Below are 15,313 nucleotides of genomic sequence, written 5' to 3'. Positions count from 1 at the left end.
TTAGAACTTGATACAGGCCAAAAAGGCCAGGTTACGCGCGCGGGTTTCCGCACCACCGGTGGTGCCGATGGTGATGCCGTGACTGTGGGTACCGGCGGAGTTGATCGACAGGGTGTGGCCGTGCTCGCCAGCGTTGCCGATGCCGATGGCGTGGGCGTGCTCGCCAGCCGCACCGATGCCGACGTTGTGGCCGTGAGCACCGGCGGCCAGGGTATTGGAGTAATAAGCGATGCCCTGCGTGTAGTCATCACCCGAGACCAACACGTCGCCACCGGGCCAGATCGGCCCATTGGTACCCTCCTTGACGGCGTGGGTGTGTGCCCCCTGCGAATCGGTCCACGCTGTGTGATTGTGATAACCGGCGGCGGCACTGCTGCCGGCGTGGTTGTGGCTGCCGCCGGCCTGCGCCGACCCGGTGTGGCCGTGGCTGCCGGCATCGGCCGAGCTGCCGGTGTGGGCATGGCTTTGAATCGCTCCAGCTTGCCAGCTGCCCAGGACGCGGCCGCTATCGACACCCCGGCCGTCGTCCCAGCCGCGAATATGTTCGCCTCGCAGGTCGGGCAAGTTGAACGTGGTAAACCCATCGCCAGCGCCATGGGTGGTGCCGATGGCGGCATACAGTTCGGCGTAGGCACTGCGGCTAATCGCGGCGCCGTTGGCCTTGAGCCAGCCGGCCGGGGCGGTCGTGCGCGCGAAGTAGCCGATCAGACTGGGCGGAGCCAACTGCCGCGCTTCGTCCTTGCTGAAAATATCCAGGTTCGCCCGGGCTTGAGCCTTGTCAATAACATCGGCCAGGTGCTGGCCACGCTCCAGCGGCGCCGGCGCTGAGCCTGCCGGTTCGTTGTTGACCAGCGTCAGGCGCGTCCCGGCGGGGTAGCTTTGGCCCAGGATCAGGCGAGTGGGGATGGTGGCGTGGGCTTTCCACTCACCGACCCCCGCGCCTATATCCAGACGCTTACCGTCGAGGTACACCGCCAGACCGTAGGTGGTGGTGAGCGACAGGTCCACTTGCGTCTGACTGGCCGCCAGCAACTGCTTCTCGGCGACGGTATCCACCGTCACGTTTATCGAACCGAGGTCCTGCCAGACGTAATCACCATCGGCGTTAGACGCCTTGCCCAGCACCTGCGTGACCGTACCGCCGGGGATGATCTGCGCGGCGGTAAGGTTGTTGATGACCCAGGCCTGGGACGCCACCGCCACATAGGGGTCGAGCTGCAAGGTAATCACACTGGCGCTGCTGACCACAAACTCCAGCCGCACCACGGCGTCGGCAAAGGCGCCCTCCTCGATCGTCGGCTTGTAGGTTTCTGGCAGGTTACCAACGGCAAACAGCCCGCCGGCACTGTCAAAGATAGCGACCTCACGCATCACCCAGCCTCCGACGGCGGCCGGTAGGACCAGCTCGGCGGTGAAGCGGGTGGGGTTGTCCGGCGACTGATAAACCCGATTGACCGGTGCGCGATAACGCTCACGCTGCAATTGGGTGTCAGTTTCCGCCGGGGTAGTAGGACCGCCGTTACCGTCACCCACCGCCATGTGCGTGAGGTTGATCGGTGTGCCGGTTAATTGCGCGGTGGCGAGTTTTGTGAGGCCGTACAGGGTGTGCAGCGTTTTAAAAGCCATGGTTGATCCTTTTCGCGGCGGCTCACTCAGCGGCCACGAGGATGCCGAGTGCGCCGGCCGTGTTCAGCCACTCACCTTCATCCGCGAAGCGCAGGAAAACGGTTTCTGCACCTGCATACACGCGGTACGGTTGAGCCGGGAACACCCGATATTGTTCAAGTTCAGGCACCAACTCAGTCATGTTGACGTGCCAACCGGATTGATAAGTGGGTGGAGTTAGTTCGTTGCCCTGCTCGCTGTAAGTGCCAGGTACGTCGATGATGCGGCCAATTACGCTATGTTCTCGGTTCATGCTGTTAGCACCTGTAGTTCTGCGTCAGTGAGACGGCGGGGGTAGTAGCGGATGGAGCGGATATGGCCATTGAGTTGCGTGGTGCCTGAAAAGGCCGCACCGAGTAGAAGTTTCGTCATGTTGACGGGGAGGACTCCAGACGTATCAGTCCATCGCACCGAACCCTGTTCCGCCCATACAAACGAATTGGCAGCGAAACCGAAAGCCCCCTTGGTCACTGTACCAGGCGCAGTGCCAAGGCCACTTCCTACCGCTTGGACCTGACCGTCGGAAGTAACCGTACTCCTAGCTACTCGCCCACCAATCTGTCGGGTGAATACAGCGTTATTTGCACTTTCGTTAGTTATCGCGACTATGCCCGACTCCGCCCTGTCGTGACTTGTCGCCCACTCAACAAACAGCGTTCCCTCGCTCGCGTTAAACCAAGGGCTAAGCGTATTGACCGATGCAACATCCGCCGCCCGTGTAACTTGAACCGACGAAGTAACGTCAGCGGCGCGGGTAACTTGAGCGGTAGTGGTTGGGATGTAGGAGGTGGAGTCATAGCCAACCTCCAACTGTCCTCCCCAAGCGTAGAAATCCAATGTTGCATCACCCGAAAATCTGTAGAGGTGAATACCTGAATTACCAGAGCCATCCCCGACAAATTCAGTGACGATAGTAACGGATGGGTGATTTCTTGTTATTCGCTGATAACTTGTTGACAACTTGGCTAAATCTACTCGCCATTGGCCTAAACCCACTCCCATTGCGTTGCCAAGTACAAGTACTCCCGTAGTAGTGCCCTTGGCAATGAAGATACTAGGCTCGCACCTGGTCGCCACCCCCACTGGAACATTGGGTTGAAATAAATCGTTGCCGGAATTACTAACCCCTTGCAAATATTGACCTGCTGCCGAACCGTCAGGGGCGGTTGGGCCGACGCCGGATGTAACTGTGCAAGATCCCCTCCGTTGCCACGGTGCACCAACATAGGCCGATGACTGGAGTAGAAGGTTCGTCGCCGCACCCTCAACCAGCAAACCGATAGGCCGAAGAACGCCCGCCGAGTCATACCCGTACGCGTTGTTTCGAGCGGTGTTGATAGCCGCCGTTTGCAGAACGCCGTTAGAGTCGAATAACCTAGCCGCCGAAGCGCGGCCAGCGAACGTACTTGGCGTTGGGTTATGCGAAGTCTCGAAAGAGCCCGCTTCAATCTGCGCCCCCCACATATACCCCCTATGTTGTATTGGGGTGTTTCCATAAGCACCAATATAGAATTTACCGCCAACGGTGGAAACGCCGGAAAGTTGAACGCCGACTACAGACACCCGAATCCATCCGTTACCAACTTCTGTAAAGCTGCGCGATATGGCCGCGCCTAACCCGCCTACAAATGCTTTTCCCAAAACATCGAACGTTTGGGACCCTCCAGAACCGCCGCCACCCACACCTTCGAAGACAACAGTAAACGGGTCAACGCCATTACTTTTCAGATATATGGTTCTGGTATACGTCCCGTCAGCGAGTATCGGATTTCTGGATATCTGGCTGTTAGAGTTTGGCGTATTCTCAACCATTGCTGCCGTTAGCGTCCCGTCGGGCGAAACAGTAGTGCTGGGGTATACCTTAGCGTCACCGAAGAGGGTCCACGTGTGAAACTGAGACGAAGCTACTTGTAAATTCGTCCGGCTTTCCTCGATCAACAGCCCTTTGATCAACTTGGTGACCGGGTCGTAATCAAAGCGCGGCTGATCCAACGGCACCAGTTCAAACACACCGTTGGCATTGTAACGACCACCACTAGAGCCGCGCATGAAGGTGATCAATTCACCAAATTGTTTTTGTACGAGCCCCATCTCAGGCACCCCCTACGAAGTATTTGTTCGCCGCAAAATCCAGCAGCAGGCTGGGCAATGGGTTCATTTGGTTGGCAATGGTTTCGTCAGCCGACTGGACGCCGTAAAGGCTGCGGGTGAAATCGAGGACCAGTGAGGCCGCCTGATCGCCTTGCTTAAAACTGCCCGCCCCGCTGGTAATCGTTGAAATGATTGGCCTGACGATCCTCCTGATGCTGCGCACCAGTGGACGCACGATCATTGGCGCACCTCGATACCGGCGGACTGGCAATCGAAGAACTGGATCTTGAGCTTGTCACCTAACTCGGCGGACAGCTCGACTGCGGCGCGCTGGCGGAAGGTCAACTCGGGATAATCGTAGAAAACCCCATCGGCGCCCTTGCGCAGCACAAGCACCCGGCCGCGCGGGCCCAATACACCATTGACAAAGATTTGCACCATGCCAGTCCCGGGCAGGGTGATTTCCGCGCTTTCAAACAGAGTTTTGCCGCTGATGCTTGCCAGTACGATCATGATTCAACCCTTCAAAAAGTGGACAGCGCAACACGCCGCCACGTGTTGCTGGCCACGGCCAAGTAGAAATGTTCGGCGGACACGGCGCAGTCGCCGAGGGCGCCCAGAGTGGTGGCGGTGGCCGGCACGGCGACCAGGCGCAGGTCCACGCCGGCGACAAAGGCCAACGGGCTTTGAGCCTGGGCATAGGCGCCGGCTTTGAAGTCCAGAGACAATGAGGCGCCTGGGGGATTAACGGCGCGATACCAACTGGCCCGACCGCCACGGGTTTCGTCGGCCAGCACGCGTACCAGCACGCCTTCGGCCAAGGTCCAGACGTCGGCATAGGCTTTGGCGTAGGTGTCGTAAATGGCGGTGATCGTCGCCAGGCCAGCCGCCAGTTCGGCGACCTGCGCCGCCGCTTGCGCGTTGGCGGCCGCCGTTTGCGCGGCCAGCATTGATTCGGTCACGTCGTTGCACTGGATGCGCAAGACGTAATCGCGGCCCGGGGCTATGACCCGCAGGTCATACAAACCATTGGGCGCGGCAAACTGCAGCAGGCCCTTGTCGCTCGCGGTGATGGGGTTGCCCAGCGCATTGCCGGCGGCATCCCGCAGACCACTGGCAAGCGTGGTGGTGCCAGGCAAATACAGGTAGCCCATGGCGCCTGGGAGGAAGTCGCCGGCGCTGTTCTGGGGGAAATAGTTTTTCAGTTCCACTGAGTGCTCCTGCGCGTCAGACCGGGCCGTCCAGTGACAGCGCGAACTCATTGATGATTAGGCGCGGCGCCTCATACCTGCTCAGCGTGATGTCGCTGCCCACAGAGGCGACCACAGCGACGTTAAGCCCGGCGCGCGTGGTGATGGTTTGCAGCACAGCCTCAAGATGGCTGCGCAAGTTTTTGGTGGCCTCGACCACTTCCAGCACTTTGAGAATGCCGCTCTGACTCACTGGCTGCTGATCGAAGTCGAGCAGCAGGCGGAACGTATACGGCGCGCCCTGAGGCGTCTGGTTAAACCATTCCTGCACGCGGGCCGGGATGCCCAGGGCGTCCAGGGCACTGCGCACGGCGCCGATGGTGCCTTTGATCCGCTGTACCGGCAGCGCCTGCTTCACCGTGTCGCGCTTTTGGCGCTCCGACCAGCTGTCCGACCAGGCGTCAACCGACCAGGCCCAGGCCAGCCAGGGCAACATGTTCAGCGGGCAGGTTTCCGGATTCCACAGCGCGCGCAGCATCACCGGCAGTTCAGTGGCACTCACGCCCGTTTGGGCCACCGCGCGCTCCAGCGCAGTGGCATTCAGCGGCAATAAGCTAGACATCGGTGTCCCCGGCAATGGTGAGGGTTATCGCGGTGCAGTACGCGGACTCCCCCGCGCCCAAAGTGAGGTTGGCCGCCGGGCTGCCCAGGTTGACCCGCTGCACGCCGGGCTGGTGCAACGCGGCATAGGCACCGGACAGGGTGATATCGCGGCTCATGCGGTGCTGACTGGCGGCATACAGCGCAGCGGCGGCTTGGGCAGCAGCACCCACCACGGCCGAGTCTGGGCCCGGCAGCACCACCAGCTCGGCGACGATGCTGTACGTCACAATGTGAGCCGACTGCACCGTGACCTGATCCGTCATGGGCCGCACCTGCTCTTTGTTGAGTGCCGCCGCCACGGCAGCCAGCAGCTCCTCAGACGCCTCCCCATTGCCCACGCGCGACAACACGTAGACCGTGACCGCACCGGGCAAGGGGCTGATGACACTGATGTCCGCGACATCGGGGTGCGCACTCAGCCCGTGGAACACGTAGCTCTGCTCACTGCCCGCCGTGGTGTAGCCTTCCGGCGACAGCTGGATACGCCGCCGAAAGTCATCATCGCGCTCATAGGTCGGCGCCCTGGGCGGTATCGCCTGACTGTCACCAGCATCGATCAGCAAGCGCTGAACGTTGTAGTTCGCGCCAATCTGATCCAGGTCAGCCTTGACGGCGTACGCCAGCATCACTGCGCGCGCCGCGTCATTGATCCGCGCCCGCAACATCATCTCGCGATAGGCGAACACCTCCAGCACCTTGACGATCGGGTCCGACTCCAGCACTGCCGTCCAGCCGGTCCCCATCGCGCCCTGAAAGTAGGCCAGTAGATCTTGGTAGATCGCTTCAAAATCCAGCGCCTCGATCACCGCTGGCACCGGCAACTGCGACAGGTCGATACCACTCATGCGGACACCTCTATTTCCACCGAACTGCCCACGTACTCACCGGTCAGCACCAGGTTGATTTGTCCGTTCAATACCGACACGACCCGCACCCGCTCCAGTTTCAGGCGCGGCTCCCAAGCACCCAGCGCCCGGGCCACTTCAGCCTGAACGGCACTTTTCCAGCCGGCGTTGGCCGGCAGGTCGACAAAAAGCCGCAACTTGCTGCCGTATTCGGGGCGCATGCGCCGGGTGCCGAGGGGCGTGGTCAGGATGTCGGCAATGGACTGCCGCAGATGGTCCCGGCCCGAAAGGGGCTGGCCGGTGTGGCGATCCATTCCGATCATCGGGCTTACTCCGCCAGCGGCTCAAACTCAGGGTGGGCCTTGAGGTAATCCAAGGCGGCCAGGTCATTCGCCGCGACGATCGCGCGACCTTTGGCCACTGCTAGCGTCCGCTGCCCCGGCAGGATCAGGGTGCGCGAGGTGTACAGCGTGTCGCGAAAGCTCACAGTGCTAACCGGTACCGCTGCGGGTGCGACGTCCGCGTTGTTCTTACTAGCCATATATTTCTCCAGGCATAAAAAAGCCCACACGCGGTGGGCTGGATAAGCGTTTCGATTAGTGCTGGTGGTTGGCCGTGTTGCCGGCGGTGTCGATGATTGCGCCGCCGCCGTTGATATCGCCCGTTACGCGTAACGCGCCCGTGATCAGCACGTCCCCCTCAATTTGCACGTTCCCCTTGAGCAGCGAAGGGCCGTCGAGGGTGATGTGCCCAGACTTCACCAACACGGCGTTATCCGTCACGTTCAAGTCCGAACTACCGACCTTGATCTTCACGGTGCCGGTCGGCAGCTCGATGCTGTACTGCTTGGCTTGCCAGTCGTAGGTCAGCGAGCCGCCATCGTCGAACAGCCAGCGCTCAACGTGATCGCGGCTATCCGGCGCCGGCCCCGCATCACCGTACAAGCCCGGCACAAAGGCGCCTTGTGACACGTCACCGCTGGGACTGATCAGTGTGCCCTGCTCGCCCAGGCTGGGCACTCGCCAGTGCCGCGCCTTGCCGGCCGCTTGGCTGTGCCAGCGCACCCAGGCGCTGGTCCACTCGCCATCCGACACCCGACACATCGGCGGACTGGCCGCCAGATCGAGCGCGACCACATAACAGGCTTTGACCAGGCCAGCCAGCATGCGGTCGTGCTCGGCGTTGGCATAACTCATTACAGATCCTCCGGTGCCACATATTCCTCGGCACTGCTCGACGCATCAGGAATCAAGCCAAACATCAGGGTGCCCGGCGGCTCATCCGCCCATGGCCACTCAAACTCGCCGAAATGCACCACCTGCATCCACTCCACGACCCACACGCAGAACTGCACCAGCTCCGGCGTGGAGCCGTCCGGCTGCACCGTGATGTGAGTAGGTTCCTCGACAAAGTCCACGTCCCAGTATTGGCCGCGCAGCACGGTGGCCACCCGACTGGCGAGAATGGCCGCCTGAAGCGGCGCCCGGTTGCGGGTTGAATCGACCAGAATCACCGCCTGAAAGCGACAGTTCAGGGCGGTCTTGCCGGTGCCAGAGTCCGCGTTCGGGGCAGGCGCCATGCCAGTCATGGCAAACACCAGCGCCGGCTCGCCCATACCCTTGTTCAGCTCGGGATAGGGCTCGACATGCCTGAAGGCCGGGATGCGCTCGCGCAACGTGACTTCAATGGCCTCATGCAAGACCGTCAGCTCGCTCACCGCAGTGGGCTCACTGGATATCGTCGTCTCGCTCATTGTCTGCACCCAATACCAGATTAACCATCCCCGAGCCGTCCGGCTCATGCCTGACGACCTTATAACGCCCGCCACCGTGTTCAACGGCCAAGTCGACGGTGACGAACGCCCCACGCGGCAGCTTGATGGCATCCACCGCCCGCACGTGAAACGTCGGCTCCGCGAGCTGGTCAGCGTTGACCGCTGCGCCAAGGCGAAAGCCGCTGGCCTTGGCGCCGATCTGCGCGCCAAGGAAAGGCGACGCAAACGCGCCGCGCATCATCGTGCCATCCTCAAGGGTCGCTTGATCACCGAGGCGATCGACCAGCAGGCGATCCATGCGCTCAGCCAGTGCCCTGAACGCGGGCGCCATTACTGAATCAACAACCCTTCAGCGAAACCGCCCACCGCATCGGTCAGCAGCTTGCCGAAGGGCACGGAACTGGCCGTACCGGCCGCCACCAGCACACCGGCCAACACGCTGACCTTGGCGCCCATTTTCAGCGCGCCCGTCACCGGCAGCCGCCAAGCACCGTCCAACACCACCGTGACCAGCTGATCCTTGACCGTGGTATCCAGCGGGATCATCACCGTGTCCAGGATCACCAGCGGCACTCCGGCGGTCGTGCCGCCGGTGGGGGAGATAATCGAAATGGATTTGCCAGCACCCGAATAATTTTTAGCCATCGTTCAATTCTCCAGAACGCAGAAACAACAAACCCCGCACGCGGCGGGGTTTCGAGGGACACCGGGCAATTACTGGCCGGCGGACTTGTACAGGCCGCGATAGTCGGACGGGGCCACACCGGCATCGATGCGCACCTTGCTGCGCACACCGTCGACGCTGAAGCCGTTTTCCTGCTCGACATAAGGCGTGTCGATGCCATTCAGGTACGCGACCTCAATCGTGTCGGTGCCTTGCTTGGCCGCCATGTACCACGCGGTAGGCGACGCATCATCCAGCCGCGGCTCGCCGATGACGGTGGCAAAACCACGGATCGGGTTGATGATGCCGGAGTTGACATCCGCACCCGGGACCGAGGCCGAATTGATCAACTGATTGGCCTTGTCTTCCAGGGCTACCGGGGTCAGCACGTAGGCCGGTCGAATGTTCAAGGTACGTGCCTTGCCGCCTTCCGCCTGAGTTTTCTGCGACGCCATGGCGGTCTTGCCGTCGATCAGGCTGGAAATCGACAGCTCAGCTCCCGAACCGGTGGCCAAGTTCTTGCGATCGGCGTGAAACAGCGCTTTGCCATCGCGCATTTTGGGCGCCGTGGTCAGCACCGCATACACCAGGTCACCGATGGTTGCGCGGGCCGCCTGACCCATCTTGTACGGCACATCGCTGAGCAGCGACAGGTCGTCGTTGATGATCGCCTGGCGAGTGATCGCGAACAGCTCACCGTAAGTCGCCAGGGTGATCGGCTCACCGCGATCGCTCAAGGTGATGTGTTTGTATTCGGCGCCCGGGCGCACTTCACGCAAGCTCGGGAACTCACCCAGACCCACCCGTGACGACGTTTTAAAGTCGCTCAACTGGCCTTTTTTGGTCCACAGCTGGAAGGTTTCCGGCGCGTCTTCCCAGCCCAGCAACACCGACTTGCCGGCGATATCCAACAGAATTTGCCCGAAGTCGCTGGACGAGTGAGTGAACGCCATGCCGACCATCTGCATCGGGTTGAGCGTTGACACGATAATCCCTCGCTCGGTCAGCGAGGCACGGGCCAGCTCGCGCATGCTCATGTGATTCAGGCCGTTGCTGGCCTCAATTTGTGCCGTGCCGATCCGCGCTTCCAGCGAAGCCCGCACCGAATCACCGACCAGGTTGCCGTTGCTGACATGGCCATGCAGGCCCGGCACATTCGATGGGCTCGTGGCCTCGCCCAGCTTGGCCAGCAACTTCGCCCGGGCACTTTCCACGGTACAGGTCATGTCACTGACGCAGGTCGCCAGCAGCTCGGCATGGGCCGTCGCGAAGCCACCGAAGGCGGCGGTGATGCCGGTACGACGCTCGCCGTCTTCGGCGATGATTTGCGCGCGAATCTGATCCGGCGTCAAGACATTGACCGGCGCCGGGGCTGGCACTTGGTTACGCGGTGTCATCAGGCTGTTAAAGGCGGCTGCCGGCATGTGTTCAAACTCCTGCATGCGTTTCGAATTGAGGTGAGCGGCAGCCACCAGAGGGTCAATCAACTGATCCGCGAAACCGGCTGCCACCGCCTCGCGACCATCCATCCACGTTTCAGCTTTCAGCAATGCGTGAATGTCTTCCGGGGTTTTCCCCGTCTTGCTGGCATACGCCTGCACCAGGGTGCCTTCGACCTTGTCGAGCAAATCAGCGTAACGGCGCATTTCATCCGCATCACCGCCCTGCGCGCCCCAGGGTTTGTGGATCATCATCATGGCGTTGGTCGGCATGTACACCGTGTCACCGGCCATCGCGATCACGCTGGCCATCGACGCCGCCAGGCCGTCGATGTAGACGTCCAGGCGGGCCGGGTGGGCCTTCAGCGTGTTGTAAATCGCCATGCCGGCGAACACGTCACCGCCCGGCGAATGAATGCGCAGATTGATGTGTGACACGTCACCGCACGCCGCCAGGTCCAGCGCGAATTGCTTGGCGGTGATACCCCAGCCGCCGATCTCGTCATACAGCAGAATCTCGACACTGCCGCGCGCCATGGCGCGCATCGAGTACCAGTTTTCCACCGGCTGGTTTTCCGCCGTGATCACGGCCGTAGCCGACGCCCGCGGCTTCATCAGCGGCGCTTTACGTTTGTTTTTTCGTGCTTGAAAGGTCTGCATTGAGGGTCACTTTCCCGTAGAACTGGTGATAGGCGTCGGAGCTGAACACCAGCCCTTTCACCCGGTTGCTTTCGATTTCCGCCTGACGCGACCGCTTGAGTTCCTGCGGGTTACGTCCACGCGCTCGCGCCACTTCGGCCTCATCGGCATAACCGGCCTTGACCAGCAACTCCCAGGCATTGGCCTCATGCACCGGGTTGATCCAAGGCATCACCGGCCCCTGATAAACCGCGCTGTAAACCGAGTCCATGTTCACGTTGGGCGGCGGCTTCAGCACCCCGCTGAGCAAGCCCATTTCGATAAACGCCCGGTAAACCTTGCGCGACCAGTAGTCGATGAATTCACGCTGCAGCAGGTCGTAACCCAGTTGGGACTCGACCAGCTCCTGACGCTGGGCTGAATACGTGCCGGTGTAACTGCGGGTCGCCGTTGAGTAACCGACGCGGGTGCCCGCCGCCACCGCGCGCAACTGACCGTTGCGGAAACTCTCCACGAACTGACTCGGCCGGTTGCTTTCGATCATCCCCACGTCTTCGCCGGGCAACAGCCCATCGAAGACCATGCCCGGGGCAATCGGAATACTTCGGGCGCCGGTGGCCTGACCGTCCTTGCCGGCCGTGGTCGGGGCCACCACGTAGTCATCGGTCGAGCCCTTTTTGATGAACATCGCCAGGGCGGCACTGATCCGAGCGGCCACCCGCTCGCTTTCCTCGTAATCCTTGATGTCCGCCAAGCGCGTCAGCACGGCGTGCAGCAGCGGCTGGCCCCGGTTCTGGCCCAGGCGCTTGCGATACGCGATGTGCAGCATCCGGTCGGCCGGTACGAACTTGGTATCCACCGACAGGCTGAAACCCAAGGCGCTGCCCGGGTGTCGCTTCAACAGGTTGTAACCTTTGACCCGCCGCCAGCTGTCGCGTGTGATGCCCTGGCAAATACCATTGGCTTCGTCGTTGTAGTTCCACGGCAGATAGTCCGGCTCCAGCAGCTCCAAGGAGAACGGCACCGCGTGCAGATGTTCAAAGTTCGGCACCTTGCCCATCAGCAGCTGGGCCAACGCCTCGCCATCGCGCAACCAGGTGCGGCACACCAGCCGCTCCATTTGTGCCCGAGTCAGTTCGCCCGAGGTTTCCGGCCGCAACGACCACTCGGCCCAGGCGTCCTTGATCTGCGAGGCAAATTCCAGGTGAATGTTGCCCGCGTGATCCAACGGCAATGGTTCCACCGCGATACCCGCGCCCCCCACTACCCGCTCTTCCAGCCGGTCAAAAATGCCGGTGACCAGGTCGTGATCTTCATCCAGCTTGCGGGCTTGTCCACGGAGCGACTCGGCGTCGCGCTGCAACGAACTGTCAGCACTGCGCGCTTGCCGTTCGGCCTTGTGCGTGCGGCTGATCTTGGCCGCCTCATACATCCGAATAGAGTCGCGCGCGGCCAAGCGCTTCAGCCCCTCCCGGGGGGAAACCGCCGCCACACACCGATCAAGGAAGTTCAACGAAAGTCAGCCAGGGCATAACCCGGGCTGCCCCGCGCAGCGGCCTGCTGAGCGTTAACCCGGCGCTCCCACTCGCGTCGTCCTGCTTGGATTTGCGGCAGCTCCGCCATTGTGTGGGTGCGACCGTTAAAGATGGTCGTTTTGCCCAGCAAAATCGCGGCCTCTGCCTCCAGATACTTATCCAGCATCTCCTGCGCGTTTATAGCCATCCGTTACTTTCCACGTTATGCCAATCGCCAGCGGCGGCGGCTTGAGTTGATGGGGGCTCAGGCCGCGCCGATTCATTCGGCGGTTCTGATTCTTCTGGCTCCGGCGCGGCCGGCACTTCCCAGGTGCCCGACTCGGGCACGAACTGGGCTTCCATGGCGAGCTGGTCCAGATCCAAACCGAATTTCTCCTGACTGATCCGCAGCGCCGCCAGGGCATACACAAAGCAGTCGAGCGCTTCGTTACGCTTCTTACTGGCGTCCCAGCGCAGCACGCGCCGCCCCTTCGCCAAGATCCATTTCTTGGTTTCGCTGGTCAGCTGCTTAAGCTCGTCGTCGTCACAGATTGAGTCGTCGGCCGGGAAGTGGATAAGCCCCGGCACCGGACGATTGCCGTCCGGCTGAACTTTGAGGCGGTTGTAAATGACCTCTTTAGCGTTGTCGGTGCCGACCTCGGTCAGATAGGTTTTTGACTTTTTCTCTTTCTTGCGCGGGAAGCTGGCAATCGACTTGCCGTAGGTGCTGGCCCCGAAAATCGGAATCACCCAATGCAAGCCATGCTTGCGGCTCTGAGCCTTAACAGTCTCCGAATGGTGACCGCCGGAGTCCCAGCACCAACGCATCACGCCCATTTTCGTGCCGTCGGCGCGGGTGAATTGCCTGTGCAGCTCCAGTCCGACTTGGCGCAACAGCTCAGTGCTGGCCGGATCACCCGTCAGGATTCGGCGGTAAATCAGCCAAGATTCTTCCTCGGCGCCAAAGCCCCACACGCGCAATTCGTAGCGATCGTCCTGTGTGTCGATACCGCCCATCAGCGCGACGCAACGCGCTGGCACCTGAGCTGCGTAAACCTCGCGACGTTCGCGCAGCTGCTCCCAGTCGACTTTCTCGGTGAGGTCTTCTTCCCAGGGCTCGCCAAGCGTCGTGTTGACGAAGGTTTTTAACTTGCCCCGGTCATTACCGGCCTTGACTCGCTCGTCGGCGATTTTCACCCAGGTGGTGAAGGTCGAATAAATGGTCCAGATATGGAACGTTAGGCGGCGCGGTGTGCGGATCGGCGCGTCGTCCGCCCCGAACCACTCCATGCTGTCGCGCGTCCAAACACCGGTTTTTTCGCAGATGTAGCGGCCGGCGCGTGACGCCTCGACCATCTCGTAATGTTCAAAGGTGCAGCCATTGCCGGACTCGCACAGATACCAGGCCTTGTCGACTTCGCCGAGCGCATCCTTGGACCACTTGAGCCCAAACGGATCATCCTTACCGCCCCACTTCAGGGTTTGCTCGATGCGGCAGTGCGGACAGCGGATGTGAAAGCGCATCAGGTAGGCCGATTCCTCGGCCGCCCGCGTGATCTGACAGCTACCCGCAAGCTTGGGGGTAGAGCCGCGAATCGACTTCGGGAAGGTCGCCCCCTCCAAGCGTTTGTCCCCCAGGAAGGTGGGCGAGCCCTCATTGTTAATGTCTGCGTCGAAGCTCGACAGCTCGTCGTAGCCCACTTCGTCCGGGCTCTTTTCCCGGTAGTTGCCCGACGCCTTACCGCCCAGCCACCACAACACCTTGCGGTTCTCGAAGGTCTTTTGATCCTCGGTGTTGTCCTTGTGCTTTTTCCCGTACCAGGGCGCCAAGGCCTTGATCACCGGCACGTCGCGGATCATCGGATCGACGTGCTTTTTCATGATGCCTTTGGCGTCGTCGTCCGTCGGGCTCCACATGCACACGCTGCGTTTCTTGTGCTTGATCTTGTAGGCGATGTTCGCCAGCAACATCTTGGTGTAGCCAATACGCGCCGACTTCGGCAGGTTCAGTTCGTGCACCAGGTCGTTACCCATGGCGTTCAGCAACGCCACCTGAAACGACTCGGTGGTCCACTTGCCCTCGCCATAGGACGACTCAGACGACATGTAGAAATATTCGTCGGCCCATTCCACTGCGGTCATGGGCGGATCTACTTCAAGGCTCTTGAGCCCGCGCCGGACAGCCTCAACCAGACTCTTGATCCAGGGAGGTGATGTACTCATCCAAAAGCTCCGGAATGCGATCAGCCAACCCAGCAGCCGCGTTACGCGTAACGGCAATCTCGCTCTCGACGGCCTCAAGGTGGCGCACGCTGATATCTGGATGCTTGCGCTTCACGCTTTTGTGGATGGTGTTGAGGGTTGAGGCCAGCTGCGCAGAAAGGCTGGCCAGCGCAAAAACCATGAATCCGACCGGGACCAGCTCCTTGTCACCGACCTTGTTTTTTCGTGCCTGGGCGTCGGCCTGCTCTTTGGTCAGGCGCAGACGCTCGACATCGATCTTGTAGCCAATGAGCGGATCGACCAGGTCGACGCCCGGTTGCTGCTTGCCGGCTTGGTGCTGGACGCGGTTATCGACCACCGCCCGAACGTCGTAGAACGATTCACGACCGATCTTTGCAACCGGCTGGACGCCCCATTTATCAAAGGCCTGCACCGAAATACCGAGACTGTCGGCCATGTTCTTCTTGTTCAGCCAGAACGGCTGTCGCGTGATCGTGGTGATCTTCGAAGACATAACAACAACCAACCTCTGCAAATGGGTCATACGTAGCGAAAGAGCGGGGCCCGAATTACCCCCTAGGCGGGTGGGGGGCCGGGAGTACCTTT

19 protein-coding genes are annotated in these 15,313 nt (G+C 61.1%); all 19 read right to left on the bottom strand.

The genetic code is table 11. The annotated features are described in order from the left end of the window. Positions 1 to 1,626: a phage tail-collar fiber domain-containing protein gene (locus tag F8N80_RS15055; RefSeq protein ID WP_150784184.1), complete on the bottom strand. Its 1,626-nt coding sequence runs from the start codon at positions 1,624 to 1,626 to the stop codon at positions 1 to 3. A gap of 22 nt (positions 1,627 to 1,648) precedes the next feature. Next, complete coding sequence (locus F8N80_RS15050; protein ID WP_150784183.1) at positions 1,649 to 1,918, bottom strand: hypothetical protein; 270 nt, start codon at positions 1,916 to 1,918, stop codon at positions 1,649 to 1,651. Continuing rightward, positions 1,915 to 3,756 (bottom strand): phage head spike fiber domain-containing protein, encoded by a 1,842-nt coding sequence (locus F8N80_RS15045; protein WP_150784182.1) that lies wholly within the window; start codon positions 3,754 to 3,756, stop codon positions 1,915 to 1,917. The genes F8N80_RS15050 and F8N80_RS15045 overlap by 4 nt, the downstream gene beginning before the upstream one ends. 1 nt (position 3,757) lies before the next feature. Beyond that, on the bottom strand, positions 3,758 to 3,997 hold the full coding sequence (locus F8N80_RS15040) for a hypothetical protein (RefSeq protein ID WP_150784181.1): 240 nt from the start codon (positions 3,995 to 3,997) through the stop codon (positions 3,758 to 3,760). After that, the gene (locus F8N80_RS15035; RefSeq protein ID WP_150784180.1) at positions 3,994 to 4,269 is read right to left on the bottom strand and encodes a hypothetical protein; all 276 of its coding nucleotides are present in this window, start codon (positions 4,267 to 4,269) and stop codon (positions 3,994 to 3,996) included. Before F8N80_RS15035 ends, F8N80_RS15040 begins: the two co-directional genes overlap by 4 nt. Positions 4,270 to 4,280: 11 nt before the next feature. Further along, positions 4,281 to 4,967 (bottom strand): hypothetical protein, encoded by a 687-nt coding sequence (locus F8N80_RS15030; RefSeq protein ID WP_150784179.1) that lies wholly within the window; start codon positions 4,965 to 4,967, stop codon positions 4,281 to 4,283. A gap of 16 nt (positions 4,968 to 4,983) precedes the next feature. Next, on the bottom strand, positions 4,984 to 5,568 hold the full coding sequence (locus F8N80_RS15025) for a phage tail protein I (protein ID WP_150784178.1): 585 nt from the start codon (positions 5,566 to 5,568) through the stop codon (positions 4,984 to 4,986). Continuing rightward, positions 5,561 to 6,454, bottom strand: coding sequence for a baseplate assembly protein (locus tag F8N80_RS15020; RefSeq protein WP_150784177.1), 894 nt, complete (start codon positions 6,452 to 6,454; stop codon positions 5,561 to 5,563). Before F8N80_RS15020 ends, F8N80_RS15025 begins: the two co-directional genes overlap by 8 nt. Further along, positions 6,451 to 6,777 (bottom strand): GPW/gp25 family protein, encoded by a 327-nt coding sequence (locus F8N80_RS15015; protein ID WP_150784176.1) that lies wholly within the window; start codon positions 6,775 to 6,777, stop codon positions 6,451 to 6,453. The genes F8N80_RS15020 and F8N80_RS15015 overlap by 4 nt, the downstream gene beginning before the upstream one ends. Positions 6,778 to 6,782: 5 nt before the next feature. Further along, positions 6,783 to 6,995: a hypothetical protein gene (locus tag F8N80_RS15010; RefSeq protein ID WP_150784175.1), complete on the bottom strand. Its 213-nt coding sequence runs from the start codon at positions 6,993 to 6,995 to the stop codon at positions 6,783 to 6,785. A 55-nt stretch (positions 6,996 to 7,050) separates the two neighbouring features. Beyond that, on the bottom strand, positions 7,051 to 7,650 hold the full coding sequence (locus F8N80_RS15005) for a phage baseplate assembly protein V (RefSeq protein ID WP_150784174.1): 600 nt from the start codon (positions 7,648 to 7,650) through the stop codon (positions 7,051 to 7,053). Continuing rightward, positions 7,650 to 8,207 (bottom strand): hypothetical protein, encoded by a 558-nt coding sequence (locus F8N80_RS15000; protein WP_150784173.1) that lies wholly within the window; start codon positions 8,205 to 8,207, stop codon positions 7,650 to 7,652. Before F8N80_RS15000 ends, F8N80_RS15005 begins: the two co-directional genes overlap by 1 nt. Continuing rightward, a complete protein-coding gene (locus tag F8N80_RS14995; protein WP_150784172.1) occupies positions 8,182 to 8,559 on the bottom strand; it encodes a head-tail joining protein in 378 nt (125 codons plus the stop codon). Before F8N80_RS14995 ends, F8N80_RS15000 begins: the two co-directional genes overlap by 26 nt. Then, entirely contained in the window at positions 8,559 to 8,873 is a 315-nt protein-coding gene (locus tag F8N80_RS14990; RefSeq protein WP_150784171.1) for a DUF2190 family protein, read from the bottom strand. Before F8N80_RS14990 ends, F8N80_RS14995 begins: the two co-directional genes overlap by 1 nt. 69 nt (positions 8,874 to 8,942) lie before the next feature. Further along, complete coding sequence (locus F8N80_RS14985; RefSeq protein ID WP_150784170.1) at positions 8,943 to 10,991, bottom strand: ClpP-like prohead protease/major capsid protein fusion protein; 2,049 nt, start codon at positions 10,989 to 10,991, stop codon at positions 8,943 to 8,945. Then, the gene (locus F8N80_RS14980; protein ID WP_150784169.1) at positions 10,957 to 12,483 is read right to left on the bottom strand and encodes a phage portal protein; all 1,527 of its coding nucleotides are present in this window, start codon (positions 12,481 to 12,483) and stop codon (positions 10,957 to 10,959) included. Before F8N80_RS14980 ends, F8N80_RS14985 begins: the two co-directional genes overlap by 35 nt. After that, positions 12,480 to 12,692: a primosomal replication protein PriB/PriC domain protein gene (locus F8N80_RS14975; protein ID WP_150784168.1), complete on the bottom strand. Its 213-nt coding sequence runs from the start codon at positions 12,690 to 12,692 to the stop codon at positions 12,480 to 12,482. Before F8N80_RS14975 ends, F8N80_RS14980 begins: the two co-directional genes overlap by 4 nt. Continuing rightward, positions 12,683 to 14,707: a phage terminase large subunit family protein gene (locus F8N80_RS14970; RefSeq protein ID WP_150784167.1), complete on the bottom strand. Its 2,025-nt coding sequence runs from the start codon at positions 14,705 to 14,707 to the stop codon at positions 12,683 to 12,685. Before F8N80_RS14970 ends, F8N80_RS14975 begins: the two co-directional genes overlap by 10 nt. Beyond that, on the bottom strand, positions 14,670 to 15,221 hold the full coding sequence (locus F8N80_RS14965; protein ID WP_150784208.1) for a terminase small subunit: 552 nt from the start codon (positions 15,219 to 15,221) through the stop codon (positions 14,670 to 14,672). Before F8N80_RS14965 ends, F8N80_RS14970 begins: the two co-directional genes overlap by 38 nt. Between the last annotated feature and the right edge of the window lie 92 nt (positions 15,222 to 15,313).

Source organism: Pseudomonas fluorescens (assembly GCF_902497995.1).
Taxonomy (GTDB): Bacteria; Pseudomonadota; Gammaproteobacteria; order Pseudomonadales; family Pseudomonadaceae; genus Aquipseudomonas; species Aquipseudomonas fluorescens_BK.
Note: the sequence above shows the minus strand (reverse complement) of the source record. Positions and strands in the feature narration are given on the sequence as shown.

Bases quoted from the DNA above. Each gene is read 5' to 3' on its own strand.
- F8N80_RS15045 (WP_150784182.1), bottom strand. From the start codon at position 3,756: ATGGGGCTCGTACAAAAACAATTTGGTGAATTGATCACCTTCATGCGC.
- F8N80_RS15020 (WP_150784177.1), bottom strand. From the start codon at position 6,454: ATGAGTGGTATCGACCTGTCGCAGTTGCCGGTGCCAGCGGTGATCGAG.
- F8N80_RS15010 (WP_150784175.1), bottom strand. From the start codon at position 6,995: ATGGCTAGTAAGAACAACGCGGACGTCGCACCCGCAGCGGTACCGGTT.
- F8N80_RS14975 (WP_150784168.1), bottom strand. From the start codon at position 12,692: ATGGCTATAAACGCGCAGGAGATGCTGGATAAGTATCTGGAGGCAGAG.
- F8N80_RS14995 (WP_150784172.1), bottom strand. From the start codon at position 8,559: ATGGCGCCCGCGTTCAGGGCACTGGCTGAGCGCATGGATCGCCTGCTG.
- F8N80_RS15015 (WP_150784176.1), bottom strand. From the start codon at position 6,777: ATGATCGGAATGGATCGCCACACCGGCCAGCCCCTTTCGGGCCGGGAC.
- F8N80_RS15000 (WP_150784173.1), bottom strand. From the start codon at position 8,207: ATGAGCGAGACGACGATATCCAGTGAGCCCACTGCGGTGAGCGAGCTG.
- F8N80_RS14965 (WP_150784208.1), bottom strand. From the start codon at position 15,221: ATGTCTTCGAAGATCACCACGATCACGCGACAGCCGTTCTGGCTGAAC.
- F8N80_RS14990 (WP_150784171.1), bottom strand. From the start codon at position 8,873: ATGGCTAAAAATTATTCGGGTGCTGGCAAATCCATTTCGATTATCTCC.
- F8N80_RS15025 (WP_150784178.1), bottom strand. From the start codon at position 5,568: ATGTCTAGCTTATTGCCGCTGAATGCCACTGCGCTGGAGCGCGCGGTG.
- F8N80_RS15035 (WP_150784180.1), bottom strand. From the start codon at position 4,269: ATGATCGTACTGGCAAGCATCAGCGGCAAAACTCTGTTTGAAAGCGCG.
- F8N80_RS15055 (WP_150784184.1), bottom strand. From the start codon at position 1,626: ATGGCTTTTAAAACGCTGCACACCCTGTACGGCCTCACAAAACTCGCC.
- F8N80_RS14985 (WP_150784170.1), bottom strand. From the start codon at position 10,991: ATGCAGACCTTTCAAGCACGAAAAAACAAACGTAAAGCGCCGCTGATG.
- F8N80_RS15005 (WP_150784174.1), bottom strand. From the start codon at position 7,650: ATGAGTTATGCCAACGCCGAGCACGACCGCATGCTGGCTGGCCTGGTC.
- F8N80_RS15040 (WP_150784181.1), bottom strand. From the start codon at position 3,997: ATGATCGTGCGTCCACTGGTGCGCAGCATCAGGAGGATCGTCAGGCCA.
- F8N80_RS14970 (WP_150784167.1), bottom strand. From the start codon at position 14,707: ATGAGTACATCACCTCCCTGGATCAAGAGTCTGGTTGAGGCTGTCCGG.
- F8N80_RS15050 (WP_150784183.1), bottom strand. From the start codon at position 1,918: ATGAACCGAGAACATAGCGTAATTGGCCGCATCATCGACGTACCTGGC.